Here is a 26,675-nt window from a genome sequence, read left to right on the forward strand (position 1 = left end):
CCTGCGGCAGGCCCACCCCTGGGGCTTCGGGGCCTTCGGCCCTGGCCTGCGGCCACCCCAGGCCCGGGCCTGCCTCCGGACCAGCCTGCCATGCCCCGTCAAGCACCTCCCCCACACACCACGCGACCCACCACGGGGTCGGGTTCGTGGAGGGAGGAGGGAGGGAGTGGAGCGGGAGCGGAGCAGACGGGAGCCCCCGCCATTGGTCTGGACATGGCCAATTCCCGTCAATAGTCTGGGACTTGGTCTAGACCTGAACCGAACAGTGCCGGAGCGGACCCGAGGCGCCGGCCGTCAGTCCCACACGCGTGCGCACGCTCGACGGAACTCCCCCCACGTCCAAGGAGCATCATGCGTAAGACCGCCCTGCCCGCCGCCGTCCTGGGCCTCGCCCTCGTCGGCGGGCTCAGCCTGCTGAGCGCCCCCACCGCCAGCGGCCACGGCTACACCGACCAGCCCCTCAGCCGCCAGAAGCTGTGCGCCAACAAGACCGTCCCCGACTGCGGGCCCATCCAGTGGGAGCCGCAGTCCGTCGAGGGCCTCAAGGGCTTCCCGGCGGCCGGTCCCGCCGACGGTCACATCTGTTCGGCCAACCACGGCGAGTTCGCCCAGCTCGACGACCCGCGCGGCGGCAACTGGCCCGCCACCCAGGTCTTCGGCGGCCAGGCGTACGACTTCCGCTGGCAGTTCACCGCCCCGCACTCCACCACCGACTTCAAGTACTACATCACCCGCAACGGCTGGGACTGGACCAAGCCGCTCACCCGGGCCGCCCTCGACCCCCAGCCCTTCCTCACCGTCACCTACAACGGCACCCGCCCGCCCTACACGGTCGTGCACCCCGGCACCATGCCCTCGGGCAAGACGGGGCGGCACATGATCCTCGGGGTGTGGACCATCAACGACACCGCGAACGCCTTCTACTCGTGCTCCGACGTTCAATTCTGACGTAGCGTCAGCTATCGTGCGGCGCCATGGGGACGGTGACCGTCGCGGAACTCGTACAGCGCCAGTGGGGCGACCGGCGGCCCGGCGCCCTGGTCGACCACGGCACCCGGCTCGGCCACCACGAGGTCGCCGCCGGTGCCGCCGCCCGCGCCGCGCTCCTGGTCGACCTGCTGCCGCGCGGCGCGGAGCCGCACGTGGGGGTGCTGCTGGACAACACCCCCGAGTTCCCCCTCTGGTTGAGCGCGGCGGCCCTCTCGGGGGCCGCCGTCGCCGGGATCAACCCCACCCGCCGCGGTCCCGAGCTCGCCCGCGACATCCGGCACACCGACTGCGCCCTCCTGGTCACCGAGCGGGCCCACCTCCCGCTGCTCGCCGGGCTGGACCTGGGCGGCGTCCGCGTGCTCGTGACGGACGACGCGGACGGCGCGTACGCCGCCGGGGGCGCTGGCGACGGGGTCCGGTACGCCGACCTGCTCGCCCCGTACGCGGACGCCGTGCCGGGCGAGGCCGTGCTGCGCCGCGGCGGCCCCGGGCCGGGCGACCGGCTGCTGCTGTACTTCACCTCCGGCTCCACCGGCGCGCCCAAGGCGGCGATCTGCACCCAGGGTCGGCTCGCGGCCGCCGGCGCCTCGTTGGCCCGCCAGTTCGCGGTCGGCCCGGACGACGTCCACTACGTCTGCATGCCGATGTTCCACGGCAACGCCGTCATCGCCGACTGGGCACCGGCCCTGGTCGCCGGGGCCGGGGTGGCGCTGCGCCGCCGCTTCTCCGCCTCGGGCTTCCTGGACGACGTGCGCCGCTTCGACGCGACCTACTTCACCTACGTCGGCCGGGCCGTCCAGTACCTCCTCGCCACACCGCCCCGCCCCGACGACCGCGCGCACCGGCTGCGGCTCGGCTTCGGCACCGAGGCGGGGGCGGTGGACGCGGCCCGGTTCGCCGAGCGCTTCGGGGTGCCGCTGGTGGAGGGGTACGGGTCCTCCGAGGGCGGGGCCGCGATCCAGCGCACCCCCGACACGCCCCCGGGGGCCATCGGGCGGGCCGCACCCGGGGACGACCTGGCGGTGGTGGACCCCGGGACGGGCGTGGAACGCCCCCCGGCCGGGACCGGCCCGGCAGGGGTGCCGACGGGGGTGGCCGAGGCCATCGGGGAGCTGGTCAACCGCGGCCGGAACCCCTTCGAGGGGTACTGGCGCAACCCGGAGGCGGAGGCCGCCCGGCTGCGCGGGGGCTGGTACTGGACCGGGGACCTCTTCTACCGCGACGAGGCGGGGTTCCTCTACTTCGCGGGGCGGGCGGACGACCGGCTGCGGGTGGACAGCGAGAACCTGGCCGCGGCGGTGATCGAGAACATCCTCGCGCGCTGGGAGTCCGTCGCGGGCGCGGCGGTCTACGCCGTGCCGGACCCGGTCGCGGGGGACCAGGTGATGGCCGCGCTGGCGATGCGGGCGGGGGCGGCGTTCTCGCCGTCGGGGTTCGCGGACTTCCTCGCCGCGCAGCCCGACCTGGGGACCAAGATGGCTCCGCGGTTCGTCCGGCTCGTGGCCGCGATGCCGGTCACGGCCACGAACAAGGTCCACCGGGTCGAGCTGCGACGAACCGGGTTCTCCTGTCCCGACCCGGTCTGGTGGCGGCCGCCCGGCGCCGACGGGTACCGGCCCTTCACCCCGCCCGACCGCACCGCCCTGCTCGCCCAGTACGCCGCCCAGGGCCGGGCCGCCCTCCTTGACCAGGGCGTGCGCGCCGCGGCGTCAGGTCACCCCGCCCGCGACACCCGGCACCGCCCCGCCTGACCGCTCCGGGCCCTCCGGTGCCGCGTCCGCAACCGCATCCACCCCCGCCCCCGCACCCCCCGGCTCCGGTGTAGGCGGCGTCGGGTGCCAGGGGCTCGCCGCGGGTCGTGCGCTGCGCCAGGCGCGACAGTCCGCCAGCCGCGCCGCCACCCACGGGTGGGCGGCGAGCTCCGCCGGGAGCCGGGTCTCGTCGTCGAGCTCGGCGCCCGCCAGCTGCGCGGGGGTGAGGTGCTCGGTGTCGCGGAGGTCGGCGCCGGACAGGTCGGCCCCGAGCAGCACCGTCCGCCCCAGCGCGGCGCCGCGCAGGTCGGCCCGGATGAGCCCGACGTCCTGGAGGCGGGCCCTGTGGAGCTGGGCGAAGCACAGCTCGGCTCCGTTGAGGATGGACCGGGACAGGTCCGCGCCGCGCAGGTCGGCCCGGCGCAGGTCGGCCCATGTGAGGTACATCCGCGTCAGGCGCGGCGGCGTCGCGAAGTCGAAACTGCGCAGGTTGAGCCCGGACAGGGTGATGGAGCGCAGGTCGATCCGGCCGGGCTCGGGCCGGTCGGGCCGGCGGGCCAGCACCTCCACCGCCGCCCGGATGTCGGCGGGCGGCTCCGCGCCCCACGGCGGTACCGGCTCCCGCATGCCGGACTCGGTCGGCGGCGCGGCCGGGTCGGGCAGCCCGTCCCGGCGGGTGTTCTCCCGGATGAACGCCGCCAGCACGCCCACCACGGTGTTGTGCTCCTCGGCGGACTCGGCGAGGACGTGCTCCAGGCTGTAGACCGCGCCCAGCCGCTCGGTGAGCCTGTCCGAGGCGAGGTGGCCGACGGCGGCCCGGAAGCGCTCGGTCACCTGGCCCCGCCGCGACAGCCGGTACGTACGGGCGGTGAACACGAGACCGGCGAGCACCGAGGCACCGCCGAGCGCGGCGAGCACGGTCTGGCGTACGGCGTTCAGGGCCTCCGCCCGCTCCTTGCCGCGCAGTACGCCGACGGTCTCGCCGGCGACCAGCCACGAGAGCGGTCCGAGGACGAGGACGACCACGGCCACCACCCCCAGGACGCCGGCCAGCCCCCACAGTGTCGTCCGGTGACGGCGCCGGGGCCGATCCGGTCGGCGGCCGGGCAGCCCCGTCCGGCGGGCCGGCCGGCCGGGCCTGCCCCGTCCGAGTCCCCTGATCCCGTCGATCGCCCCCATGCCGGTGTGGCCCTCCCGTCGCCGCGCCCCGCGGACCCCGTCCCCCGGTCGGCGATCCCGGAAACGGGGCCGTCGGCGGGGGTGGTCACGAGCACCCCTCCGGACCAGGTAGTATTTTCTCTGTCAGCAGGCGCCGCTAGCTCAGTTGGTTAGAGCAGCTGACTCTTAATCAGCGGGTCCGGGGTTCGAGTCCCTGGCGGCGCACCTGATCTTCGGGCGGTTTCCGGTTCACCGGGAACCGCCCGAAGTGTTTTCCGGACCCGGAAGCCCCGGCGGCCGCAGCCCCGGGGGTCTGCAGTCCCGGGGATTCAGGGCCCCGCGACTCAGATGGCCAGTGACAGCAGCACGGGGGCCGCCCTGCGGTTCAGGGTGTCGGCCGCCGCGCGGAGGCGGTGGGCGTGTTCCACCGGCATCGACAGGGCCAGGCAGCCGACCGCGGAGCCGGCCGTGATCGGGACCGCGGCGCACACCGTGCCGACCGCGTACTCCTGCAGGTCCAGCGTCGGCACCGTGGCCGGCTGGGCGTCGAGCTTCGAGAACAGCACCCGCTCGTTCGTGATCGTCCGCGACGTCAACCGCGCGATCTTGTGCCGCGAGAGGTGGTCGCGGCGGCTGTTCAGGTCCAGCTGCGTCAGCAGGCACTTGCCCACCGCGCTCGCGTGCGCCGCCGAGCGGAAGTCGACCCACTCGTGCACCTTCGGCGTCCGCGGGCTGTCGGCGAACTGCGTGATCTTCACCTCGCCGTCGACGTACCGGCTGATGTAGACCGCCGCGCCCACCGTGTCGCGCAGCTGGTCGAGGGTCTCCTGGAGCTTGAGCTGCAGCGCCTGCTGCCGGTCCATGCCCGAGCCGAGCAGGACCATCGAGTCGCCTATCGCGTACGCGCCGTCGGAGACCTGGAGGACGTATCCCTCGCGGCGCAGCATCAAGAGCATGGGGGCGAGGTGGACGGCGGGCAGGCCGGTCTCGCGCGCGATCTGCACGTCGGTCACGCCCCCGGCGTGCCGGGAGATCGTTTCGAGTACGCGCAGGGCGTACTGCACCGAGTGGAACGGCGCGGTCGGCTCGGGCTTCAGCGCCACGGTTTCCCCCTAGCAGGTTGTTACCGCTTGCCTTACCACGATAGCCACCAAGAGGCCCACGTGGAGCGTCTGTTGAAGAGTTTGATGGCTCATTCACGTCGTTTCAACGGGACCTATATCGGTGGCATATGCCAAGGTCACGGGCCAGTCGACGGTGCGCCGCCGATTCCCGGCGGATCCGCGGCCGGGACGCCGGGAATGCGCGCCGACCGGTCCCTGTTCGACCTCTTCGTACAGATTCGATCAGGCCGCGGAAGGGCCCGGAACCGTCCCGGAAAGTCCGGAGACCGACCCGGGCAGGCCCGCGGATTACCGGAAAGGCTGGCGCAGTGGAAATGGAAGACGCCATTCGGGGGATTGCGCAGGGCGCGGCCCCGGTGCCGTTGTCGGTGCTCGACCTCGTGACGGTCGGCGCCGGCTCGACCGCCGCCGCGTCGCTGCGCACGTCCGTCGAGATCTCCCGGCTCGCCGAGCGGCGCGGCTACCACCGGCACTGGGTGGCCGAGCACCACTCCATGCCGGGCGTGGCCAGCTCCGCCCCCGCCGTGATCCTGGCGCACCTCGCCGCACACACCTCCCGCATCCGCCTCGGATCCGGCGGCGTCATGCTCCCCAACCACGCTCCCCTCGTCGTCGCCGAGCAGTTCGGCACCCTCGAAGCCCTCGCCCCGGGCCGCGTCGACCTCGGCCTCGGCCGCGCGCCCGGCACCGACGGGGCCACCGCCCGGGCGCTGCGCGGCCCCGGCCACTTCGACGAGCAGGCCGAGGAGTTCCCCCGTGCCCTCGCCGACCTGACCCGCTTCCTCGACGACGACTTCCCCTCCGGGCATCCGTACGCCCGTGTGCACGCCGTCCCCGGGCCCGTGCAGGGGCCCGCCGGCCGGCCGCCGATCTGGCTGCTGGGCTCCTCCGGCTACAGTGCGCGGCTGGCCGCCGAGCTCGGACTGCCGTTCGCCTTCGCCCACCACTTCTCCGCCGCCAACACCCTCCCGGCCCTCGACCTCTACCGCTCCTCCTTCCGGCCGTCCGCCGTCCTGGACGAGCCGTACGCGCTCATCGGCGTCTCCGCGCTCGCCGCCGACACCGGGGGCGAGGCGGTGCGCCAGGTCCGCGCCGCCGCGCTGTCGATGCTGCGGCTGCGCACCGGGCGGCCCGGGCTCGTCCCGACGCCGGAGGAGGCGGAGTCGTACCCGTACAGCGCCGCGGAGCGCGAGTTCGTCACCGACTGGACGCGCAACGTCGTGCACGGCACGGCGGACGAGGTGCGGGCCGGGTTGGACGCGCTGGTCGCGCGCACCGGCGCGGACGAGCTGATGCTGACCTCCAACGCCCATGCGGGGGAGGCCCGGAGGCGGTCGTACGAGCTCGTGGCGGACGCGTACGGGATGCCGGACGGGGCGGCGGTCGCGGCCGGCGCGGCGCCGGTGCGGGAGGCCTGACCCCGCGAACCCCGGCTGAACGGGGTTCGGCTGGTTCCTTGCCGAAACCTTGCGCGCGGCTCCCTCAAGAGAGCCTTAAACCGCTCGTCACCGTGGGTGGCGGGCGGTTTTCGCTGCCCCGGCACCGCTCTGACGAGCGGTTTTGTCTCGCAAGTGGTCTAGTCCTTCTTTGGTCCAAACCATTGACGCGATCATTCCGCGAGGGCTATCTCTTCATCCCAACGCGCGTGCCTCCTCCCCGTCCCTCCCACCTCCCCGGGGGCTGTTCATGCACATCCGTAAACCGCTTCTGGCCGCGGTCGCCACCGCCGCCCTCGCTTCCGGAGCCCTGGCCGGCTTCGCGGGCCTGACCGCCGCCCAGGCCGCCACCACCGCCACCCCCAGCACCGGCGGGGTGAAGATCGCGTACTACGACCAGTGGAGCGTCTACGGCAACGCGTTCTACCCCAAGCACCTCGACACCCGCGGCATCGCGGGCAAGCTGGACGTCATCAACTACTCGTTCGGCAACATCCACCCCACCAACCTCACCTGTTTCGAGGCCAACAAGGCGGCCGGCGACGACAACAACGCCAACGCCGGTGACGGCGCGGGCGACTCGTACGCCGACTACCAGAAGTCCTTCAGCGCCGCGGACAGCGTGAGCGGGGTCGCCGACAAGTGGGACCAGCCCATCGTCGGCGTGTTCAACCAGTTCAAGCAGCTCAAGGCCAAGTACCCCAAGCTGAAGATCAACATCTCGATCGGCGGCTGGACGTACTCGAAGTACTTCCACGACGCCGCGCTCACGGACGCCAGCCGCAAGAAGTTCGTCAGCTCCTGCATCGACCAGTACATCAAGGGCAACCTGCCGGTCGAGGGCGGCTACGGCGGCGCCGGCTCCGCCGCCGGGATCTTCGACGGCATCGACATCGACTGGGAGTACCCGGGCTCGTCCGGCGGCCACCTGGGCAACCACTACGGCCCGGAGGACAAGCAGAACTTCACGCTCCTGCTCAAGGAGTTCCGCGACCAGCTCGACGCCCACGGCGCGGCGAACGGCGGCAAGAAGTACCTGCTCACCGCCGCCCTGCCGGCCGGCCAGGACAAGATCAAGTACATCGAGACGGACAAGATCGGCGCGTACCTCGACTACGCGAACATCATGACGTACGACATGCACGGCGCCTGGGACGGCGACGGGCCGACGTACCACCAGTCCCCGCTGTACCCGTCCGCGGCCGACCCGACCGACCCGATCGCCCCGGGCACCGAGAAGTACAGCATCGACAGCGCGATCAACGCCTGGCTCGACGGCAACCCGACGTACGGCATCGCCGGCGGCTTCCCCGCCAACAAGCTGACCCTGGGCTACGAGTTCTACTACCGCGGCTGGAAGGGCGTCCCCGCCGGCGCAGCCAACGGCCTCGCCCAGCCCGCGACCGGCGCCTCCGGCGTCCGCCCGGTCAGCCAGCAGGCCGGCATCGCGCACTACAAGGAGCTCGGCGGCATCGTCGACAACCCCGCCACCACCTTCTGGGACGACCGGGCCAAGGCCTCGTACTTCTACAAGGACGGCGAGTGGTTCACCGGCCTGAACCAGAAGTCCGTCCAGGCCCGGGCCGACTACGCCCACCAGCGCGGCCTGGCCGGCGCGATGATGTACTCGCTCCTCGGCCTGGACGACAACACCACGCTGCTGAACCAGATCGTGGCCGCCGTCGGCAGCTCCCCGACCACGCCGCCCACGACTCCTCCCACCACCCCACCGACCACGCCGCCGACCACCCCGCCCACGACGCCGCCGACCACGCCGCCCACCACGGGCTGCACGGCTCCCGCGTACGTCGCCGGCACGGTCTACACCGGCGGCCAGACGGTCTCGCACAAGAGCCGCAACTGGAAGGCCAAGTGGTGGACGCAGAACGAGGAGCCCGGCACCACCGGTGAGTGGGGCGTGTGGCAGGACCTCGGCGCCTGCTGATCCCCCCACCCCGCGCCGAGCGACGGAGCGCCCCGGCCCCTCTGAGGAGGGGGCGGGGCGCTTCCGTGTCACGGTGGGGGCTTCGGGGGGCTCGCTTCGTGGGGCCGTCCCGTGGTGTGTGGGGCAGCCTCTTGACCCGTCATGGCCTGCAGGCCCTGCGGCAGGCCCACCCCTGGGGCTTCGGGGGCTCCGCCCCTGGCCTTCGGCCACCCCAGGCCCGGGCCTGCCTCCGGACCAGCCTGCCATGCCGCCTCAAGAGGCTGCCCCACACACCACGGGACGGCCCGCGGCGTTCGCAGGCGCCCCCGCGTGTCACATCAGCGGCGGGGGCGTGCTCCCGTGGCCCGGCGCGCTCCCGTACGCCGGGCCGCCGATCATCTCCGCGATGCGTTCCGGCGCAACCGCCCGCGAGTAGAGCCAGCCCTGCCCGGTGTCGCACCCCACCCGGCGCAGCCGGGCCGCCTGGCCCGCGGTCTCCACGCACTCCGCGGTCACGGTCAGCCCCAGCCGGTGCGCGAGCTGCACCAGCGCCTCGACGATGGTCTCGTCCGCCGGGTTGGGGTGCGCCCCCTCCTCGTAGCGGAAGCCGCGCACGAAGGAGCCGTCCAGCTTCAGGACAGAGACCGGCAGCCGGCTCAGGTAGGCGAGGTTCGAGTAACCGGTGCCGAAGTCGTCGATGGCGATGCGCACGCCCATGTCGGACAGGGCCTGCAGGGCCTGCAGCGGCCGGCCGGCCGAGCCCATGACGGCGGACTCGGTGAGCTCCAGCTGGAGCAGCTGCGGGGTGAGGCCGGTGTCGGCGAGGATCTCCGCGACGTCGCCGACGAGGTCGGAGTCCCACACCTGCCGCACGGCGACGTTGACGGACACGAACACCGGCGCGTCGGACGGGTGGTCGAGCTGCCAGCGGCGCGCCTGGCGGCACGCGGTGCGCAGCACCCACTGGCCCAACTGCACGATGGAGCCGTCCTCTTCGGCGATTCCGATGAACCGATTCGGCGTCAGTGTGCCGAATTGGGGGTGATTCCACCGGACGAGGGCCTCGACGCCGCGGACGACCCCGCTCTCCAGGTCGACCAACGGCTGGTACTCCAGCGCGAACTCGCCCCGGTCCACGGCCGGCCGGAGCGTGCTGGACAGCGCCTGACGGGTCATGCGGTGGGCGTTGCGCTCGGGGTCGAACAGGGTCCAGCGCGCCTTGCCGTCCGCCTTGGCCCAGAACAGCGTCGTGTCCGCGGCCTGCATCAGCCCGGTGGCCGAGGTGCCCTCGCAGGCGCGCTCGACGACGCCGATGGACGCCGACACCGACAGCCGCTGCCCGGCGAGGTCGAAGGGTTCCTGGAGGGCGGCGAGCACCGACTTGGCCAGGTCGGCCAGTTGCTCGGTGCCGGTGGAGTCCTCGACGAGCAGCGCGAACTCGTCGCCGCCCAGCCGGGCCACCAGGTGCCCGCCGCTGCGCCCGTACCCGCACTGGTCGGCGCAGTGGGTCAGGCGGGCGGCCACGGCCGTCAGGAGCCGGTCGCCCACCCGGTGGCCGAGGGTGTCGTTGACGGCCTTGAAGCCGTCCAGGTCGAGGTAGCACAGCCCGATCCGGCCGGTGCCCCCGTGCTCGTACGAGGAGGCCTCCAGCGCGGCGGAGAGCCGCTCGAAGAACAGCGCCCGGTTGGGCAGGCGGGTGACCGGATCGTGCATCTGGAGGTGGCGCAGCCGGGCTTGCAGGTCGCGCCGGTCGCTGATGTCCGCGACCGACAGCAGGACGTCCTGGGTGCCCGGCACCGGGCCCAGGGTCACCTCGGTCCACAGGGAGTGGCCGTCGGGGTGCTTGAGGCGGCGGGTGCAGCGCAGCCGCGCCTGGCGGCCGCGCAGCACCTCCAGGTACGCCTGCCAGGTGCGGGTCTCCGCCGCGAGGTCGACCAGTTCGGCGGCGGGCCGGCCGGCCAGCTCCGCCGGCTCGCCGCCCAGGAGCGCGGCGAGCGCGTGGTTGGCGGCGACGACCAGGCCGGTGCGGTCGACGACGGCCATGGCGAGATGGGCCGCGTCGAACGCGGCCCGGTAGTCGTGCAGTTCGGCAGCGGACCGACCGACGGGAAGGGCGGAATGACGCTCCGTGACCGTGGGTCGGGTGCTGTCGGCTGCCGAACCGGGTCCTTCTGAGGTTCCGCTCACCGCTCGCTCCCGCAGTGCAGTTGTCTCGTACAGGGCGGTCCGGGAGGCGGTCCGCGACCGCCGGCCGGATGCGTCGGCCGGGTGCGGCCGGATGAGGGGAGACCGCCGGGAGGCGGTGTCCGTACTGGAATTGTGCTGTCCGTGCTGGAAAGTGTGCCGATCATAGAGGCTGCCGCGGAAGCGCATCCAGCGCCGCCGCCGCGCGGATGCCTTACCCCGATGGGCGATACCGCTTCCGCCATCGATCGTTTCTGCGCGACTCTGCGCGAGCCTGAGCAACTCTGAACACGACACGCCGTCGACTGATCGACTGTGACGCTCTGTAAGGCAGCCTCGCGTGACGCTCCTCACTCGTGTGGGGCACTGGAACAGGACATACGAGAGTGAATCGGCACAAGGTGGGTGGGATGTTCCGAACCCCTCACCGGAGGTCGACGTGCCGCGACAGCAGACACCCGGGGGAGTGGAGCGCTACCGCGTGCGCAGTACCGCGGCGGCCTTCACGTCCCTGACGGCACTGGCCGCCATGTCGCTCGTCGCGGGCCCCGCAGTGGCCCAGCAGCGCGGCCCCGGCCCCTGCGCACTGGAGCGCACCTCGGCCCACCACTCGCTCGGACTGGACACCTGGAACGGCGCCTACCCGAAGCCGCTGCGCAGGCTGGACGCGGTGATGGTCTTCCTGTCCTTCCCCGACGCCGCACCCGCCGTCTCCCCGCAGGACCTGACCGCCGACTACTTCCCCGAGACCAGCGACTTCTTCGCGCGGGCCTCGTACGGGAAGTTCCACCTGGTGCCGCACCCGCAGCAGCACTGGATCCGGATGCCCAAGCCGTCCACCGCCTACGGGATAAAGCGCGACTGGGAGGCCCGGGACCGGGCGGCCTACCTGCGGGACGCGGTGGCGGCGGCCGATCCCGCGGTGGACTTCAGCCGGTACGACATCGTCTACTTCGTGGCCGACCCGAACGCCCCCGGCGTGGACTCGGACGCCACCAAGGTCGTCAACTTCGACCGGCCGCTGCGCGCCGACGGCTCGGACCTGCGCCGCATCGTCACGGTCTTCGAGCGGCACCCGCCGGACCGCAACGTGCTCGCACACGAGACCGGGCACGTCTTCGACCTGCCGGACCTCTACCACCGGCCGACGGACGGCAAGGGCGACTGGGACACGTACGTGGGCGACTGGGACGTCATGGGCAGCCAGTTCGGGATGGCCCCCGACCTGTTCGCCTGGCAGAAGTGGAAGCTGGGCTGGCTGGGCCCTGACCAGGTGGACTGCGTGCAGCGCGGCTCGACCCTGCACACCCTCCAGCCCGTGGGCCAGCCCAGCCCGACGGGGGCGGTCGGCGGGACGCGACTCGCCGTGGTGCGTACGGGCCCGGGGAGCGCGGTCGCGGTCGAGGCGCGCGGCGCGGCCGGCAACGACGACGAGACGTGCTCCGAGGGCGTGCTGGTCTACAAGGTGCGCAACGAGGCGGCCTCGGGCGGCGGGCCCGTCGAGGTGCTGGACGGGCACCCTGACACCGAGGCCTGCTGGGACCGCTCGGTGTACCCGCCGCTGGCGGACGCGCCGCTGCAGGCGGGGGAGACGTACACGGTGCCGGGGGAGGGCATCCGGATCGAGGTGGCGGACCGGACGCCGTCGGGGGCGTACACGGTGAAGATCACGACCTGAGTGCGGTACCGCTCGACGGTGCCCCGGAGGCACGACGAAAAAGCCCCCTGCTTGCGCGAGGGGCTTCTTCCGTCTGTGCGCCGCCAGGGACTCGAACCCCGGACCCGCTGATTAAGAGTCAGCTGCTCTAACCAACTGAGCTAGCGGCGCCTGCTGACGTCGTAGACATTAGCATCCCCGTCCGCCGGAGGAAAAATCGATACCCGTACGGCCTCGGCGGACGCGGTCCTGGCCGCCCGTACGCAGGCCCAGAGGAGCACCTCGGGCCCCGGCAGCCACGGCTCCCGCGCGTCCGGGGCCACCAGCCACCGGGAGGGCCCGGCCGGGTCCGCCGGGGTCAGCGCGGGCACGGTGACGGCGTCGCCGCGGCCGTGGCAGAGGGGGGTGGGAACGGCCCCGCCCCACTCCTCCCAGTGGAGCAGGGACGGCAGCCGCTGGGAGGTGCCGGGGGCGGCGAACAGGAGCATCCGGCCGCGGTGCACGGCGACGGGCCCGGAGCCGGGCCCGTCCTCCCACAGTCGGCCGAGCATCCGGCGCCCGAAGACGACGGGCACGTTGACCACGTCGAAGGCCGTGCCGCAGGGGAGCACGGCGGGTGCGGCCGGGCGCTCCTGCCACAGGGTGAGGGTGCTGTGCGGGTACGGGCTCGCGGACGCCAGCCAGGCGGCGCCCTCCGGGGTGACGCACGCGGCCCGGTGCGGCCCGGCCGCGGGGCCCGGCTCGCCGGCGACCAGCTCGAAGACGTTCAGCGGCCGGGGTGTGCCGGGTGCCGGGCGGGTCTCCAGGCGCGCGCGGGCCGCGTGCGGGGGGCGGGGCCCGCCGGGGCGGTCGGTCTCGTGGAGCTCGGCGGTGTCGCAGCCGCCCTTGGCGGTGCTCGTCGTCTTCTCGTGCAGCCAGGAGTCCATGGGTCCAGGAGTACCGGCTGTGGCGGGTCGGTTCCGCAGAGTTGCCAAAAACCGGGACGTGGGAGTACTCGGGGGAGTACCTTGCCCCTTCGGCATATGCCGGGTGCCGGTTGTCGGGCGAGGGTGGCGTGGGAGGGTGCGGTATGCGCACCACGGACGAGGCGGTCGGCCTCACCCTCAGCCTCAGCCCCCCGCTCCGGGACGACGAACTCAACCGGCTGTTCGCCGCGGCCTGGCCGGGCCACGCGCCCGCTCCCTTCGCCCCCAAACTGGCCCGCAGCCTCCTCTGGGTCGCGGCGCGCCGCGGGGACCACCTGGTCGGTTACGTCAACGTGGTCGGAGACGGCGGCGCCCACGCCTTCGTCCTCGACACGACCGTGCACCCGGCGGAGCGCCGCCACGGCCTCGGCGTACGGCTCGTGCGGACCGCGGCCGACGCGGCCCGCGCCCGGGGCGCGGAGTGGCTGCACGTCGACTACGAGCCCGGACTCGCGCCCTTCTACGAGCAGTGCGGCTTCCGCCCGACCGCCGCCGGCCTCATGGCGCTCTGACCGCCGCCCGCGCCGGGCCCGGGTGACTGGCGGCGGGCGGCCCGGTCGGTGGAGCGTCGGCCCGGCGGCGTGCGCGGGGCGCGGCGACGGCCCCCGGGAGCGGTTCCCGGGGGCCGTCGGCGTACGTACGCGTGGCGGGCGCGCAGGCGCCGGTCAGCGGGCCTCGGGCTCGCCCCGCAGCAGACCCTGCCCGAACTCGATCATCTTGCGGGCGTAGTCCTCGGTCCACTCCGCGCGCTCCGCGATCGCGGCCGGCGTCAGCCGGTCGAACCGGCGCGGGTCGGCGAGCTGCGCGGCCGCCACCGCCTGGAACTCCGTGGCCCGGTCGTGCGCGGCCCGGAACGCCAGCGTCAGCTCGGTCGCGCGGCTCAGCAGCTCACGAGGGTCCTCGATCGATTCCAGGTCGAAGAAGTGCTCGGGGTCCGCGACCGCTTCCGCGGGCTCGAAGAGCAACTGCGCGGGCCGCAGCCTCCGCTCCGTGCGCTCGGCCTCAGCCATGCGTGTCCTCCTGTGCGTCGTTCCGGGATCGAGCCCGCGCTTTCCGGGCCACCCTCCATTGTCCAACGCCCCGCAAGAGCACCCCGGTGCGCTCCCGGGCCTCCTGGGGCGGGTGGGCGGAGTGGGGCCCGGGCGGGCCGGGCGCCGAAGGGCGGGGGCGGGCCTGCAGGGGGCGCGCAGCGGGCGCGCAGGGGTGGCGTGGCGGTGACCGGGGCCGGGTGCGGGTCAGGCGTCGAGGTGGCCGGTGTCGTTCCAGCGCTCCAGGGCCGGCATGCCGTACGCCCACCCCAGCACCGACAGCGACGTCGGCTCCAGCCGCAGCCGGGCACCGAACGAGGCCGGCTCGCCCAGCCAGCGCGCGCCCAGCGTGCGCAGGAAGTGCCCGTGGGCGAACACCAGTACGTCCCGGTCCGCCGAGCGGGCCCACTCCACGACCTGGTCGGCGCGCGCCGATATCTCCGCCACGGCCTCGCCCTCCGGCACCCCGTCGCGCCAGATCAGCCAGCCGGGCCGGACGGCCTGGATCTCGGCCGGGGTCATGCCCTCGTAGGCGCCGTAGTCCCACTCCATCAGGACGTCCCACGGCTCGGCCCGGTCGCCGAAGCCCGCCAGCTCGCAGCTCTCGCTCGCGCGCACCAGGGGGCTGGTGCGGACCTCGACGTCGGGCAGTCCGGCCCAGGGCCCGCGGGCCAGCCGTGCACCCAGCAGCTTCGCGCCGCGGCGCCCCTCCTCCAGCAGGGGGACGTCCGTGCGACCCGTGTGCTTCCCGGAGAGCGACCAGGCGGTCTGGCCGTGCCGGGCCAGCAGGATGCGGGGTGCCATGGGGGTCTCCTGGGGGCGGGCCCACCGCAGGGCCGGTGGGGCGTGTGAGCAAAGACATGTGGGTAAATGGGACAACCCCTTCATCATCTCGTACGGGTGCACGTCGAGTGAACGACGACCGACCCTTTAGTTGCCTGAGGCATCATGTAGAGCATGACTACGGGGATACGCAGGGGTGTCGAGGTCGCGACCGGACCCACCGGGGCTGCGGAGAGGGCGGGGACCGCGGGGGCGGCGGGGGCGGCGGTCCGGCCCCGGAGCGGGCGGGCGGCGCCCCGCTGGTGGGCAGAGCTGCTGCTCATCGCCCTCGTCTACGCCGCGTACTCCGGCGGCCGGCTGCTCGCGCGCGGCGACGTGGCCGCGGCCGTGTCCCACGGCCGGGCGATACTCCGCCTCGAGGAGCCGCTCGGGCTCGACCTCGAACGCCTGCTCAACCCCGTCTTCACCGACCATGCCTGGCTCGGCGTACCGGCCGACTTCGCGTACGCCTCCCTGCACTACCTCGTGACCCCGGCCGTCCTGGTCTGGCTCTACCTGCGCCGCCCCGCCCACTACCGCGCCGCCCGCCGCTGGCTCATGGCCTCCACCCTGATGGGCCTCGTCGGCTTCGCGCTGCTGCCGACCAGCCCGCCGCGGCTGCTGGGCGCCGGATCCGGCTTCGCCGACACGATGGCGCGCTTCAGCGCGTACGGGTGGTGGGGCGCCGAGGCCAGCGCCCCGCGCGGTCTCGGGAGCCTGACCAACCAGTACGCCGCCATGCCGAGCCTGCACGTCGGGTGGGCCCTGTGGTGCGGGATCCTCCTCTGGCGCCACGGCCGGACGCCCCTGGTGCGGGCGGCCGGGGCGGCGTACCCGGTGCTCACCGCGCTCGTGGTCATGGGCACGGCGAACCACTACTTCCTCGACGCGGCCGCGGGTTGCGCGGTGATGGGGCTGGGTTACCTGGTGGGCGTCGTCGGCGCGGACGCGCTGACGCGCGCGGTCGCGCGACGGCGGGCCGCCGACTCCGGCCCGGTGCCGGTCGGCTCCGTGCCGGGCGCGCGAGCCGCCGTGGCCGGCCGCGGGCGGAGCGCCGGCGCCGAGGGTCCGCGGGCCGCCCCGGCGGCCGGCCGCCGGGGCGTCCCGGCCCGCGCCGACCGCGGCTCCGCGGCCGCCCGTGCCGACCGTGGCGCCCAGGCCCGGCCCGACCGCGGTCCCGCGACCCGCGCCGACCACCGCTCCACGGGCCGTACCGGCCGCGCCGCGACGACCCGGGCCACCCGCTCGGAGACTCCCGCCGCCCGCCCGCAGGCGCCCGCCACCGGCCCGGTGCCCCGCACCGCCCGTCCGGAAGCTCCCGCTTCCGGCTCGACGGCCCGCCCGCGCCCGATCGCTCCCTTCGCCCGCCCGCAGGCCCCCGCTCCCCGCTCCGCGGCTCCCGCCGTGCGCCCGCAGGCTCCCGGGTCTCGTCCGCCGGCTCCCGCCGCGCGCCCGCAGCTTCCCGCGCCCCGTCCGCAGGCTCCCGCGCCCCGTCCGCAGGCTCCCGCGCCCCGTCCGCAGGCTCCCGCGCCCCGTCCGCAGGCTCCCGGGCTTCGTCCGCCGGCTCCCGCCGCGCGCCCGCAGCCTCCGGTGCCTCGTCCGTCGGCTTCCGGGCCCCGCCCGTAGGCCCCAGCTGCAGGCTCCGTGACTCCCGCCACTCACCCGCAGGCCCCGCCGCGTGGCTCGCGGATGCACGGAGGGGGGCGGATTCCCGGTGGAGCCCACGATTGTCACTGGCGGATGGGAGACTTCCGCGGGTGAGCGCCTACCCGCCCGACGACACCCGGACCGCGGCCCCTCCCGGACCGCCGAACCCCCGCGGTCGCCAGGCCTCCCCGGGACCCGCCGGCCCTTCGAAGGCACCCGACCCGGCACGGGACCCCGCCGCCCGCGGCGAGGGCTCGGCCCGGGCCGCGGCGCCGGCCCCGCTCCGACAGCGCCTGGCCGCGCTCCGGGGGCCGGCCGTGCCGCCGCGCCCGCTCGACGCCCGCGCCCTGGCGGCCCTCGCCGCCAACCCGGGCTGCTCCCGCCGCGCCCTCCTCGACGGCGCCGGCGTCGACAAGACCGCGCTCGCGACCGCGCTCGGCGCCCCCTCCGGCTTCGGCCAGTCCCAGTTCGCGATAGTCCGCGGCAACTCGTTCGAGGCCAAGGTCAAGGCCGACGGCGGCCACGAGCTGCTGCGCCTGCTGTACGAGCGGCTCGGCGGCCCCGCCGCCCCCGACCCCGGTACCGCCCTCGTCCCCGACCTGACCGCCGTGGGCCCCGAGGGACGGGCCGCCCGTACCGCCCTCGCCCTGCGCGAGGCCACCGCGGCCGGAGCCTGGGCGCTGCTCGACCACCCGATGCTCGCGCTGGAAGTGGCCGGCACCCCGGCCTTCCTGGAGCCGGACGCCGTCGTGGTGCGCCCCGACGGACGCTGGGCCGTCGTGGAGATCAAGTCCTTCCCGATGGTCGACGGCTCGGCCGACCCGGCGAAGGTCGGCGCCGCCGCCCGCCAGGCCGCCGTCTACGTCCTCGCCCTGGAGCGGATCGCCGCGGTCACCGAGGGCGCGTCCGTGGACCACCGGGCGCTGCTGGTCTGCCCCAAGGACTTCTCCAACCTCCCCACCGCCGCCCCCGTCGACATCCGCAAGCAGCGCTCCGTGACCCGGCGCCAGCTCGACCGGCTGACCCGCGTCGAGGAACTCGCCGACGCCCTGCCCGCGGACACCACCTTCGACACGAGCCGGCCGCGCGAGGAGCTCACCGCGGCCGTCGAGTCCGTCGAGGCCGCGTACGCGCCCGAGTGCCTGGCCGCCTGCGAGCTCGCCTTCCACTGCCGCGACCACGCCCGCGCCGCCGACTCCGTCACCGCGCTGGGCCGCGGCGCACGGAGCGAACTCGGTGCCCTGACCACGGTCACGTCAGCCCTCGAAGCGGCCCACGGCACGCCGCCCCCGACCCCGGCCCCGCCCCCGGATCCGGGGCCGGCCCACGGTGCCGCCCCCGCGGCCCCGCCCACCCCCGAGGACCCCACCGCCGCGGCCCTGCGCTGCGCCGCGCGGCTGCGCGCCGAGGCCCTCGCCGAGGCCGCCGGGCGGGCCGCCGGCCCCCACCCCCCGGAGGCCCCCGCATGCCCCTGATGAGCACCCTCGCCCGGCTGGAAGCCGTGCGCACGGGCCGGGCCGTCCCGCTCGCCACCGTCCGGCACCGCCACCTGGCCCCGCAGCCGCTGGTCCTCGTACCGCTGACCACGGCCGGCGAGGCCGGCGCGCCGCTCGGCGTCATGCTCGGCACGGACCGGCACGACCCGCACGTCCTCGTCATCCCCCAGCCGCGCGACCGCGACCTGCGCTGGGCGTTCCTCGCCCGCCTCGCGGACGTCGTGCTGCCGTACCTGGACGGCTACGCGGACGCCACCGAGCCCGTCGAGCGCACCGAGACCGACCCCGAGACCAAGAAGAAGGTCAAGGTCACGGCCGAGCTGTGCGTGGACGCGCCGCAGCTGGTCGTGCCCAACCGGGCGGGTGTCGACTACGTCCGCCTGCTCGGCCGCTCCATGCGCTTCCGCCGCACCGCCGAACAGGACCCCGACACCCCCCACCCGGCGCCCCCGCGCGTCCCGCTGCTCGGCCGCTGGTTCACCCACCTGGGCGAACGTGCCCGGGTCCCCGGCTCCGGCCTCCTGCTCTCCGCCACCGACCTGCTGGCCCGGCACTGGGCCACCGGCCAGAGCACCCTGGAGGACCAGCACCTGGGCGCGCTGCTCGGCTGGATCGACCCCCCGGAGGGCGCGTCGGGCGCCGCGCACGCGCTGCGCGCCGAACTCGCCCGGGACGCGGACGGCCTGCTGGAGTGCCCGCCGGCCGGTCCCGCCACCGACCCCGCCTTCGACAACCGCCTGCTCGCCCCGGCCATGGCCCGCTACGACGCGGCCCGCGCGGTGCTGCCGTACGACGAGGCGGCCGACGCCGCGACCCGGCGTGCCGAGCAGGAGCTGCGGCGGCTGGTGCTGACCCAGATGGAGCCCACCTGGTGGGCCGTCTGGCGCGCCCTCGACCTGCTGCGCGCGCTCCCGCCCGGCGCCCGGACGGAGGACCGCTGGACCGGCGACCGCTGGTCGTACACCGGCCACCGCGACCGGGTACGGGCCGGCGAGCCCCCGCAGCCGCGCACGGACGACGCCGTGACGGCGGCCCGCAAGCTCGCCCGGCGCGAGGGCGAGCAGACCCGGCTGGAGGCGCACGAGGCGCTGGACGACCCGCTGGTGATGGCCGAACGGCGGCTGGCGGGCGAGGCGTTCGCGGGCGAGGTCACCGAGGTCGTGATGGAGTGGACCGAGTCCAAGCGGCCCAGCCCGCGCCCGCTGGTGACCGTACGCACCGACGACCGCCCGCAGCTCGCCGCCGACGCCGGCGGCGACGACTCCGGGGCCGCGAGCGGCAAGGCGTACCGTTCCATGGCGGACCGGCGCACCCAGAGCGCCCGACTGGTCCGGTACGAGACGGAGCCGGGCGGCGCGACCCTGGTGGTGCTGCGCCTGCTGGACAAGATGGGCCGGACGAAGGACCCCGAGCCCGGCTCGGTGCCGGAGAAGGGCGACCGGGTCTGCTGGACCCTGTTCGAGCACGACAGCCGCACCGGACCGCGGCTGCCGGAGCCGGAGGACACGCCGTGGACGCACGGCGGGCCGCCCGGCACGGCGGCGCCGGGCGGCGAGGCCCCGGACGCGGTGACGAGCGAGGACATGCTGTGACGGTGCACCAATTGATCGGTTCGGAGAAGGACTTCGACCCGGGCGCGGCCGCGGCGGCGGCCACCGCGGCGATCCTCCGCGACACCATGGAGGCCCGGTACCGCGGCGTGGTCGTCGACTCCCCGCCCGGCGCCGGCAAGTCCACCCTCGTTGTCCGCGCCGCCCGCGAACTGGCGGCCGCCGGACGCCGGTTGATGGTCGTCGCGCAGACAAACGCCCAGGTGGACGACCTGGTGCTGCGGCTGCACGAGGCGGAGCCCGAGCTGCGCGTCGGCCGCCTGCACAGCAGCGACGCCGACGCCTTCGACCCGGCGCTCGCGGAGCTGGAGTCGGTCTCGCTGTCCGCCAAGCCGGGGGAGCTGGCCGAGCTGCCCGTCGTGCTGTCCACGGCGGCGAAGTGGGCCCACACCCAGGGTGTGGAGCCGTGGGAGCACGCGATCGTCGACGAGGCGTACCAGATGCGTTCCGACGCGCTGCTGGCCGTGGCCGGGCTGTTCGAGCGGGCGCTGTTCGTGGGCGACCCGGGGCAGCTGGACCCGTTCAGCGTCGTGGGCGCGGAGCAGTGGGCCGGGCTGTCGTACGACCCCTCGGCGAGCGCGGTCGCCACGCTCCTCGCGCACAACCCGCAGCTGCCGCAGCACCGGCTGCCGGTGTCCTGGCGGCTGCCGGCCTCGGCGGCCCCGCTGGTGTCCGGGGCCTTCTACCCCTACACCCCGTTCCGCAGCGGCACCGGTCCCGGCGACCGGCGGCTGACCTTCGGGACCGCCTCCGACGGCTCGGGCCCGGACCGGGTCCTGGACGAGGCCGCCGAGTCGGGCTGGGGGCTGCTGGAGCTGCCCGCCCGGCACACCCCGCGCACCGATCCGGAGGCGGTCCGGGCGGTGGCGCTCGTGGTGCGGCGGGTGCTGGACCGGGGCGCGGCCGCGATCAGCGAGCGCTCCGAGGTGCCCGTACCGCTGACGGCGGACCGCATCGCGGTCGGCACGGCGCACCGGGACCAGGCGGCCGCGGTCCGGGCCGCGCTGGCCTCGCTGGGCGTCGCCGGCGTCACGGTGGACACCGCCAACCGCCTCCAGGGCCGCGAGTACGACCTGACCGTCGTCCTGCACCCGCTCTCGGGGCGGCCGGACGCGACGGAGTTCCACCTGGAGACGGGCCGGCTGTGCGTGCTGGCCTCGCGGCACCGGCACGCGTGCGTGGTCGTGGCGCGCGCCGGCATCGCCGAGGTGCTGGACGACCATCCGGCCACGGAGCCGGTGCAGTTGGGCGTCGCGGTCCGTTTCCCGGACGGCTGGGAGGCCAACCACGCGGTCCTCTCCCACCTGGCGGAACACCGCGTGGCCTGGGCGCCGTAGGTCGCCGTGTGCCGTCCGCCGGCCCAGGAGACCAGGGGCCGTCGGGGCCGTCGGGGGCGTCCCGGCGGACCACGGCCGGACACCCCCCCCGGCGGCGCGCGTCGCGCGGGCCCGTGGGGACCCGGCGCGCTAGCGTCGGGGGGCATGGCGATCCTCGACAAGATCTACTACGTCGCCCGCCTCGACATCCTCCCGGGCCGGCGCGCCGACGCGGAGCAGGCGATGCGCGAGCTCGCGGCCTTCGTCGAGGTGGTCGAACCGCAGCTGCTCGTCTACCACTTCTACGTCGACCAGGCCGGTGCCACGATGACCGTGCTGGCCCTCCACCCCGACGCGGCCTCGCTGGAGCTCCACCTCGAACTGGGCGGGCCGAAGTTCCGCACCTTCGTCCCCCTCGCCCGCATGCGCTCCGTCGACGTGTACGGCAACCCCGGCCCCGACGCCCTCGACCGCCTCCACGGCCTGGCCGAACTCCTCGGCGGCGCCCCCGTCACCGTCCACACCCGCCTCGCGGGCTTCACCCGCTGAGGGGGACTCCCGAAACGTGCCGGCCGGCCGGTCAGTTGAGGTGGCGACGGGCCAGGAACGAGGCCACGCGAGGGGAGCGCTGGTGGGGGACGAGGGCACGGGCGGTGTCGGAGAGCATGGCCTGCACGCGCGTGGACCGGACCTCGGCGAGCAGGTCGAGGACGCGGTGGCCGGCGGCGGCGGCCTCGTCGGGGGCGCCCGCACGGGCCAGGTCCTCGGCGAGCTGGGCCGTGTACAGCGCCACGTTGCGGGCGAAGTGCGCGTCCTGGAGGTCGACGGCGCGCCGCGCGTGCCGTGCGGCCCGGGTCCACTCCTCCAGCGCCGACCAGCACTGCGCCTCGAGGAGCTCGAGTTCGGCCTCGCCGAAGAAGGACATCCACTCCGGGTCCAGCGCCGAGGCGCCCTGCCCGAAGTGGGAGTGCGCCCGGCTCAGGGACTCCTCGCAGCCGCGCCGGTCGCCGAGCAGTGCCCAGCCTCCCGCCTCGCGCAGCGTGAGCAGGGACATCAGGCGGGGCGAGGCCAGGGTCCGGGCGGCCCGCTGGCCCGCCTCGGCGGCCCGGATCGCCTCGCGCGGCCGGCCCGCGTCCCGGGCCAGGAACGCCATGTTCGAGAAGGCGTGCGCCTCCAGCCCCGGGTCCCCCGACAGCCGGGCGGTGGCCAGCGCCTCGGCGTAGTGGGAGCGGGCGTCCTCCAGTCGGCCCGAGTCGTGTGCCAACCAGCCGACCGAGAGGGCCAGTTCGCCGGCTCCCGCGTGCAGCCGGTCCTCCGTGGACTGCCGGGTGGCGCCCGCGTCGAGCAGTGCGTACGTGGCCCGCAGCGGCTCGGCGGCCCGCCGGTAGAGCCCGTCCGCGCCGTGCCGGTCGTCCAGCAGCCGGATCTGCCGTACGGCGTCCTCGACGGCCTCCGCTTCGGCCACGCCGGCCCGCCTGGGCAACGGGCGGTGACCCAGGGCGGACCCGAAGGAGGGCTCCGGGACGGGAGCCGCGGCACTCGCGGGAGCGGCGGGGCCGAACCCCAGGGTGACGGCCGCCACGGTGGCGGACCCGCCGGTCATGAACGCGCGACGCAACACGTCGCTCTCCTCGGTGGGGACGGGGGCGGTGGGCGCCGGCGGCCGCGCTCCCCGGCCGCGTACCGTCTCGCGCGCCGAGAAACCGAGGTCGGCCAGCGTCCGCCCGGGGAACATGTGCAGGAAGACCCGCTCGTAGGCGTAGTTGGGACAGCGGATCTCGCCCGCCTCCACCCGGCCGATGTAGCGCGCGTCGCACGACACCGTCTCGCCGATCTCGCGCCCGGCCCGGCGCACCGCCGCCGCGAACTCCCCGGGGGACCGCTGCCCGCGCAACCCGCGGAAGGCGAGGTTCGGGACGGGGACGGGGCAGGGATGCGCGCGGGGCGGACAGACGGCCGGGCCGGGGGGTGGGGAGCCGTCCGCGTCGGCGGAGCCCGGCGGGGCGGCTGACGCGGAGGAGGCTGATGACGACGCCATTGGCCGGGCCCTCTCTGGCGAACTCGGGCGACAGTGGCGAGGGGTGCGCTGTCGCCGCCGGGACGCGGGGGTCCGGCGCGCAAAAACGTACCGGCCGGGGGAGGGGCCGCGGGCGGTGTTTAGCTACAAACCGGATATCTCACCCGCGATCCGCCATGAACTGCCATCCTTTGCGGCGGCCTCTCCGCGCACCCGTTGACGTTTCCGCGCGTTGAACCGTCGAGGAGCGGGAGGCGCGGCACGGCAGAACCGTCACACCGCCCGCTCGTACGTGGACTCGCATGAGGAGGGGTGCGCTGTGTTGGAGGCGGCCATGGAGACCGACGGCATGGAGAGCGACCACATCGAGACCGACGGCACCGGGGTCGCCCCCGACCTGGTGACCGTCCCCGCGCGCCAGGGGCTGGAGGCGGTGGACATCATCCGCCGGGCGGCCACCCCCACCGCCGTCGGCCCCGTCCTGCACGACGGCTCGGACGACACCCTGGGCTTCCTCGTCCCGCCCGGCACCGCCGACGGCTGGGACCTGCCGGGCAGTGCGTGTACGCACACGGCGGGCCGCGGGCTGCGGATCGACGCCCCCGGCCCCGTCGAGGGCCCCGAGTGGCTGCTGCCCCCGGACACCGCCGACCGGGTCACCGACCCCGAGGTGCTGCGCGCCGCCCTCGGCGAGGCGGCCCGCCTGATCGAAGCGGCCGACCAGCTGACCCGCTGATCCCCCGCCGGGCCCGACCCACCACCACCCCACCGCCCTGCCGCCCACCCCCTGACCAGCCATAATGGGCGGATGGCCCGAGACCGGCGCGGCGGGCGCGCGCGCACCCCCGAAGCCGTCGTCGAGCAGGTGGACGGCGGGCTCGCCGAGCTGTCCCCGGACCGGGAGCGACCCGACGCCTGGACCCTGCTCATCGACGGCGCCCCGCAGTCCCACGTCGACCTCGCCGACCCCACCCACCTCGACTTCTCGTACCAGCGCCGCATCGGCCACGTCGCCGACCTCGCCGGCCCCGCCCGCAAGCCGCTCAACGTGGTGCACCTCGGCGGCGGGGCGTTCACCCTCGCCCGCTACGTCGCGGCGACCCGCCCGCGCTCCAGCCAGCAGATCGTCGAGATCGACGCGCGCCTCGTGCAGCTGGTCCGCACCCATCTCCCGCTCGACCCGCAGGCCCGGGTCCGGGTCCGCGCGGTCGACGCCCGCGCGGGCCTGGCCAAGGTGCCCGACGGCTGGGCCGACCTGGTGATCGCCGACGTGTTCCACGGCGCCCGCACCCCCGCCCACCTCACCAGCGCCGAGTTCCTCGACGAGGTGCGCCGCGCCCTCGCACCCACCGGCTGGTACGTCGCCAACCTCGCCGACGGCCCGCCGCTGGCCCACCTGCGCGCCCAGGTCGCCACGGCCGCCACCCGCTTCGCCGAACTGGCCCTGGCCGCCGACCCCGTGGTCCTGCGCGGCAAGCGCTTCGGCAACGCCGTCCTGGTGGCCGCCGACCAACCCCTGCCGGTCGCGGAACTCACCCGCCGCGTCGCGAGCGACCCGCACCCCGGCCGCGTCGAACACGGCCGCGCCCTCGTCGACTTCACAGGCGGCGCCGCCCCCGTCTCCGACGCCGCCGCCACCCCCTCCCCGCCCCCGCCCCCAGGCGCCTTCCACTGAACCGTGCCACCCCCCGCCCTGGCTGGTTACGCTTGGCAGGACCGTCACCCGGAGGACCACATGGCCGACCTCACTCCCGACGAGAAGCAGCGACTGCACGACTTCGCCGAGGAGATCGCACGGTTGGCCGAGCACCACGAGGGCCGGTGGAAGGTGCAGACGAGCGACAGCCGGATCCTCGTCGCGATGATGAGTCCCACCGCCCCCCATGGGCTCAACGTGGTGCGCCTGCGCCGCCAGATCGAAGCCCAGGCCCCCGAGGTCGTGGCCCTCAACGACACGAACATGCACGATCCGGCGACCGGGCTCACCAAGATCCCCGACCTCATGGTCATCACTGAAGAAGACGCCGACGACACGGCGAAGACGGTCGACTCGCACGACGTCCTCATGACGGTCGAGGTCGTCTCGCCGAGCAACTCCCTCGACGACATCAGGGAGAAGATCGGGGACTACCCGAGAATGGGCATCCCCGTCTACGTCGTCGTCGATCCCCGTCACGCCGAGCAGACCGTGACCGTGCACAGCGACCCCGCCCCGGGGCCCGACGGGCTCCGCTACCGCAAGACCGTGCCGTACGCGTTCGGCGACACCGTCGTCGCCGGGCGCTGGACCCTTGACACCAGCGGCCTCAAGGGCTACCCCGCGGACTGGTAGGACGCCGAAGCCCTCCGTCCGCCCGCGGTCGGGCCCACGATTGGGGGATGTCCGGTGCGGTGGGGTTTCGAGATGCGGGGTCGAGCGGGACCGGTCCGGTCGTCGCCGTCATGGACGCGTGCCGGCGGGACGGGCGCGGGGGCAGTCCGACCGCCGTGGTGGACGAGACGCGACCGGGCGGGACGGCTCTGCGGGACGAGGAGCGCCGCGCGGTGGCGGGCCTGGCCGGAACCTCGCACGCCGTCTTCGTCACGACCCTCGACGACGCTGCGTTGGGACTGCGCTTCTTCACCGGGGCCGGTGAGCTGCCGGCGTGCGGGCACGGGACCGTGGCGGCGCTGGGCTTCCTGGCCGGCCGCAGCGCGGGCGCGGAGTTCCGGACCACCCTGCGCACCGCGGCCGGCGACGTCCGCGGGCGGGCCGTGCAGGACGCGGGGGAATGGGCCGCGACCTTCGAGACCGGCCCGGTGGAGGTACGGGACCCCGACCGGCGGCCCGCCGCCCAGCAGCTGGACCGCGTCCTGCACGCACTGGGCGTGGCAGCCGACCCGCTCGCCGCCGCCGGCAGCCGGATCGCAGCCCTGGGGCGCCCCCGACTGCTCGACCCGGTGTCCGACCGGTCCCGGCTCGCCACCCTGTCCCCGAACTTCGCACGGCTGCAGGAGGCCTGCGACCGGCTCGCCCTGCTGGGCTGCTACGTGTTCCACGCGCCGCCGGACGCGGACCGCGTCACGGCCCGCATGTTCGCCCCCTCCATCGGGGTCCCCGAAGACGCGGCCAACGCCAACAGCACCGCGTGCCTCGCCGCCCTGCTCGCAGGTACCGGGAGGCGGACCATCAGCGTCGACATGGGGGACTCGCTCGGCACCCCCTCCACCATCACCGCCGAGGTGCGGACGGAGCGCGAGCCCGCCCCGCCGACCACCGGGACGGGGCCACGGGCCCCGTGGGTCCACGTCGGCGGTTCCGTGGCACTGCGCAGGACCTTCCGTCTGGGGCCGCCCTGAGCGGGCTGCACACGGGTCGCCCCGAACACCGCCCCGTGCCCGCTGGTACTCCGCCCCGCCGTCCGAACGCCCCCGCCCCCCCGACTCGAGCCACCCCATCCTTGGCGGTGCCTGGCGGGTCCCGTGGTGTGTGGGGGAGGCGCTTGAGCCGGTATGGCAGGCTGGTCCGGAGGCAGGCCCGGGCCGGAGGTGGCCGAAGGCCAGGGCGAAG

The 26,675-nt window shown here is 75.0% G+C and carries 21 protein-coding genes, 2 tRNA genes and 1 pseudogene; 16 read left to right on the forward strand and 8 right to left on the reverse strand.

Annotation, left to right across the window (positions count from 1 at the left end; all coding sequences use genetic code 11):
• Positions 1-351 precede the first annotated feature (351 nt).
• Positions 352-948 (forward strand): lytic polysaccharide monooxygenase, encoded by a 597-nt coding sequence (locus ACIQCH_RS36290; protein WP_402588258.1) that lies wholly within the window; start codon positions 352-354, stop codon positions 946-948.
• Positions 949-974: 26 nt separating this feature from the next.
• Positions 975-2,741, forward strand: coding sequence for an AMP-binding protein (locus ACIQCH_RS36295; RefSeq protein WP_402588260.1), 1,767 nt, complete (start codon positions 975-977; stop codon positions 2,739-2,741).
• Here ACIQCH_RS36295 and ACIQCH_RS36300 read toward each other — a convergent pair.
• Complete coding sequence (locus ACIQCH_RS36300; protein ID WP_402588262.1) at positions 2,700-3,767, reverse strand: pentapeptide repeat-containing protein; 1,068 nt, start codon at positions 3,765-3,767, stop codon at positions 2,700-2,702. The genes ACIQCH_RS36295 and ACIQCH_RS36300 overlap by 42 nt on opposite strands.
• 283 nt (positions 3,768-4,050) lie before the next feature.
• Here ACIQCH_RS36300 and ACIQCH_RS36305 point away from each other — a divergent pair.
• Positions 4,051-4,124, forward strand: a tRNA-Lys gene (locus ACIQCH_RS36305).
• Positions 4,125-4,243: 119 nt separating this feature from the next.
• Here ACIQCH_RS36305 and ACIQCH_RS36310 read toward each other — a convergent pair.
• Positions 4,244-5,002, reverse strand: a complete 759-nt coding sequence (locus ACIQCH_RS36310; RefSeq protein WP_402588264.1) for an IclR family transcriptional regulator — start codon at positions 5,000-5,002, stop codon at positions 4,244-4,246.
• Positions 5,003-5,337: 335 nt separating this feature from the next.
• Here ACIQCH_RS36310 and ACIQCH_RS36315 point away from each other — a divergent pair, with 335 nt between their 5' ends.
• Both ACIQCH_RS36315 and ACIQCH_RS36320 read left to right on the forward strand, forming a co-directional pair.
• The gene (locus ACIQCH_RS36315) at positions 5,338-6,441 is read left to right on the forward strand and encodes an LLM class flavin-dependent oxidoreductase (protein ID WP_402588266.1); all 1,104 of its coding nucleotides are present in this window, start codon (positions 5,338-5,340) and stop codon (positions 6,439-6,441) included.
• A gap of 268 nt (positions 6,442-6,709) precedes the next feature.
• Positions 6,710-8,404, forward strand: coding sequence for a glycosyl hydrolase family 18 protein (locus tag ACIQCH_RS36320; protein ID WP_402588268.1), 1,695 nt, complete (start codon positions 6,710-6,712; stop codon positions 8,402-8,404).
• Between the two features lie 312 nt (positions 8,405-8,716).
• Here the strand turns inward: ACIQCH_RS36320 and ACIQCH_RS36325 are convergent, their stop codons facing one another.
• The gene (locus tag ACIQCH_RS36325; protein ID WP_402588270.1) at positions 8,717-10,570 is read right to left on the reverse strand and encodes a putative bifunctional diguanylate cyclase/phosphodiesterase; all 1,854 of its coding nucleotides are present in this window, start codon (positions 10,568-10,570) and stop codon (positions 8,717-8,719) included.
• A gap of 436 nt (positions 10,571-11,006) precedes the next feature.
• Here ACIQCH_RS36325 and ACIQCH_RS36330 point away from each other — a divergent pair, with 436 nt between their 5' ends.
• Positions 11,007-12,245 carry a M6 family metalloprotease domain-containing protein gene (locus ACIQCH_RS36330; protein ID WP_402588272.1) on the forward strand — a complete coding sequence of 413 codons (1,239 nt, stop codon included), beginning with the start codon at positions 11,007-11,009 and terminating at the stop codon, positions 12,243-12,245.
• A gap of 76 nt (positions 12,246-12,321) precedes the next feature.
• Here ACIQCH_RS36330 and ACIQCH_RS36335 read toward each other — a convergent pair.
• Both ACIQCH_RS36335 and ACIQCH_RS36340 read right to left on the reverse strand, forming a co-directional pair.
• Positions 12,322-12,395 (reverse strand) — tRNA-Lys (locus ACIQCH_RS36335).
• Entirely contained in the window at positions 12,386-12,979 is a 594-nt protein-coding gene (locus ACIQCH_RS36340; protein ID WP_402588292.1) for a bifunctional DNA primase/polymerase, read from the reverse strand. Before ACIQCH_RS36340 ends, ACIQCH_RS36335 begins: the two co-directional genes overlap by 10 nt.
• Before the next feature lie 314 nt (positions 12,980-13,293).
• On the opposite strand from ACIQCH_RS36340, the gene ACIQCH_RS36345 reads away from it, so the two are divergent.
• The gene (locus tag ACIQCH_RS36345; RefSeq protein ID WP_402588274.1) at positions 13,294-13,701 is read left to right on the forward strand and encodes a GNAT family N-acetyltransferase; all 408 of its coding nucleotides are present in this window, start codon (positions 13,294-13,296) and stop codon (positions 13,699-13,701) included.
• A 153-nt stretch (positions 13,702-13,854) separates the two neighbouring features.
• Here ACIQCH_RS36345 and ACIQCH_RS36350 read toward each other — a convergent pair whose 3' ends face one another.
• Positions 13,855-14,199: a hypothetical protein gene (locus ACIQCH_RS36350; protein WP_030204960.1), complete on the reverse strand. Its 345-nt coding sequence runs from the start codon at positions 14,197-14,199 to the stop codon at positions 13,855-13,857.
• 225 nt (positions 14,200-14,424) lie between these two features.
• The gene (locus tag ACIQCH_RS36355) at positions 14,425-15,021 is read right to left on the reverse strand and encodes a histidine phosphatase family protein (RefSeq protein ID WP_402588276.1); all 597 of its coding nucleotides are present in this window, start codon (positions 15,019-15,021) and stop codon (positions 14,425-14,427) included.
• 153 nt (positions 15,022-15,174) lie between these two features.
• On the opposite strand from ACIQCH_RS36355, the pseudogene ACIQCH_RS36360 reads away from it, so the two are divergent.
• From ACIQCH_RS36360 to ACIQCH_RS36380, 5 genes and pseudogenes are all read left to right on the forward strand, one after another.
• Positions 15,175-16,227: pseudogene (locus tag ACIQCH_RS36360) on the forward strand (phosphatase PAP2 family protein); the annotation flags it as partial.
• Positions 16,228-16,979: 752 nt separating this feature from the next.
• Positions 16,980-18,161: a hypothetical protein gene (locus ACIQCH_RS36365; RefSeq protein ID WP_402588293.1), complete on the forward strand. Its 1,182-nt coding sequence runs from the start codon at positions 16,980-16,982 to the stop codon at positions 18,159-18,161.
• Positions 18,152-19,774, forward strand: coding sequence for a hypothetical protein (locus tag ACIQCH_RS36370; RefSeq protein ID WP_402588278.1), 1,623 nt, complete (start codon positions 18,152-18,154; stop codon positions 19,772-19,774). Before ACIQCH_RS36365 ends, ACIQCH_RS36370 begins: the two co-directional genes overlap by 10 nt.
• Positions 19,775-19,785: 11 nt before the next feature.
• Entirely contained in the window at positions 19,786-21,129 is a 1,344-nt protein-coding gene (locus tag ACIQCH_RS36375; RefSeq protein WP_402588295.1) for an AAA domain-containing protein, read from the forward strand.
• 144 nt (positions 21,130-21,273) lie between these two features.
• Positions 21,274-21,657 (forward strand): putative quinol monooxygenase, encoded by a 384-nt coding sequence (locus ACIQCH_RS36380; RefSeq protein ID WP_402588280.1) that lies wholly within the window; start codon positions 21,274-21,276, stop codon positions 21,655-21,657.
• A gap of 31 nt (positions 21,658-21,688) precedes the next feature.
• Here the strand turns inward: ACIQCH_RS36380 and ACIQCH_RS36385 are convergent, their stop codons facing one another.
• Positions 21,689-23,146, reverse strand: a complete 1,458-nt coding sequence (locus ACIQCH_RS36385) for a tetratricopeptide repeat protein (protein ID WP_402588282.1) — start codon at positions 23,144-23,146, stop codon at positions 21,689-21,691.
• Positions 23,147-23,459: 313 nt separating this feature from the next.
• Here ACIQCH_RS36385 and ACIQCH_RS36390 point away from each other — a divergent pair, with 313 nt between their 5' ends.
• From ACIQCH_RS36390 to ACIQCH_RS36405, 4 genes are all read left to right on the forward strand, one after another.
• Entirely contained in the window at positions 23,460-23,861 is a 402-nt protein-coding gene (locus ACIQCH_RS36390) for a hypothetical protein (RefSeq protein WP_402588284.1), read from the forward strand.
• A gap of 72 nt (positions 23,862-23,933) precedes the next feature.
• Positions 23,934-24,800 carry a spermidine synthase gene (locus ACIQCH_RS36395; protein WP_402588286.1) on the forward strand — a complete coding sequence of 289 codons (867 nt, stop codon included), beginning with the start codon at positions 23,934-23,936 and terminating at the stop codon, positions 24,798-24,800.
• Positions 24,801-24,860: 60 nt separating this feature from the next.
• On the forward strand, positions 24,861-25,457 hold the full coding sequence (locus tag ACIQCH_RS36400) for a Uma2 family endonuclease (RefSeq protein ID WP_402588288.1): 597 nt from the start codon (positions 24,861-24,863) through the stop codon (positions 25,455-25,457).
• Positions 25,458-25,504: 47 nt separating this feature from the next.
• Positions 25,505-26,464 (forward strand): PhzF family phenazine biosynthesis protein, encoded by a 960-nt coding sequence (locus tag ACIQCH_RS36405; protein ID WP_402588290.1) that lies wholly within the window; start codon positions 25,505-25,507, stop codon positions 26,462-26,464.
• Positions 26,465-26,675: the final 211 nt, after the last annotated feature.

It is taken from the genome of Streptomyces sp. NPDC093225, from assembly GCF_044753805.1.
Classification (GTDB): Bacteria; Actinomycetota; Actinomycetes; order Streptomycetales; family Streptomycetaceae; genus Streptomyces.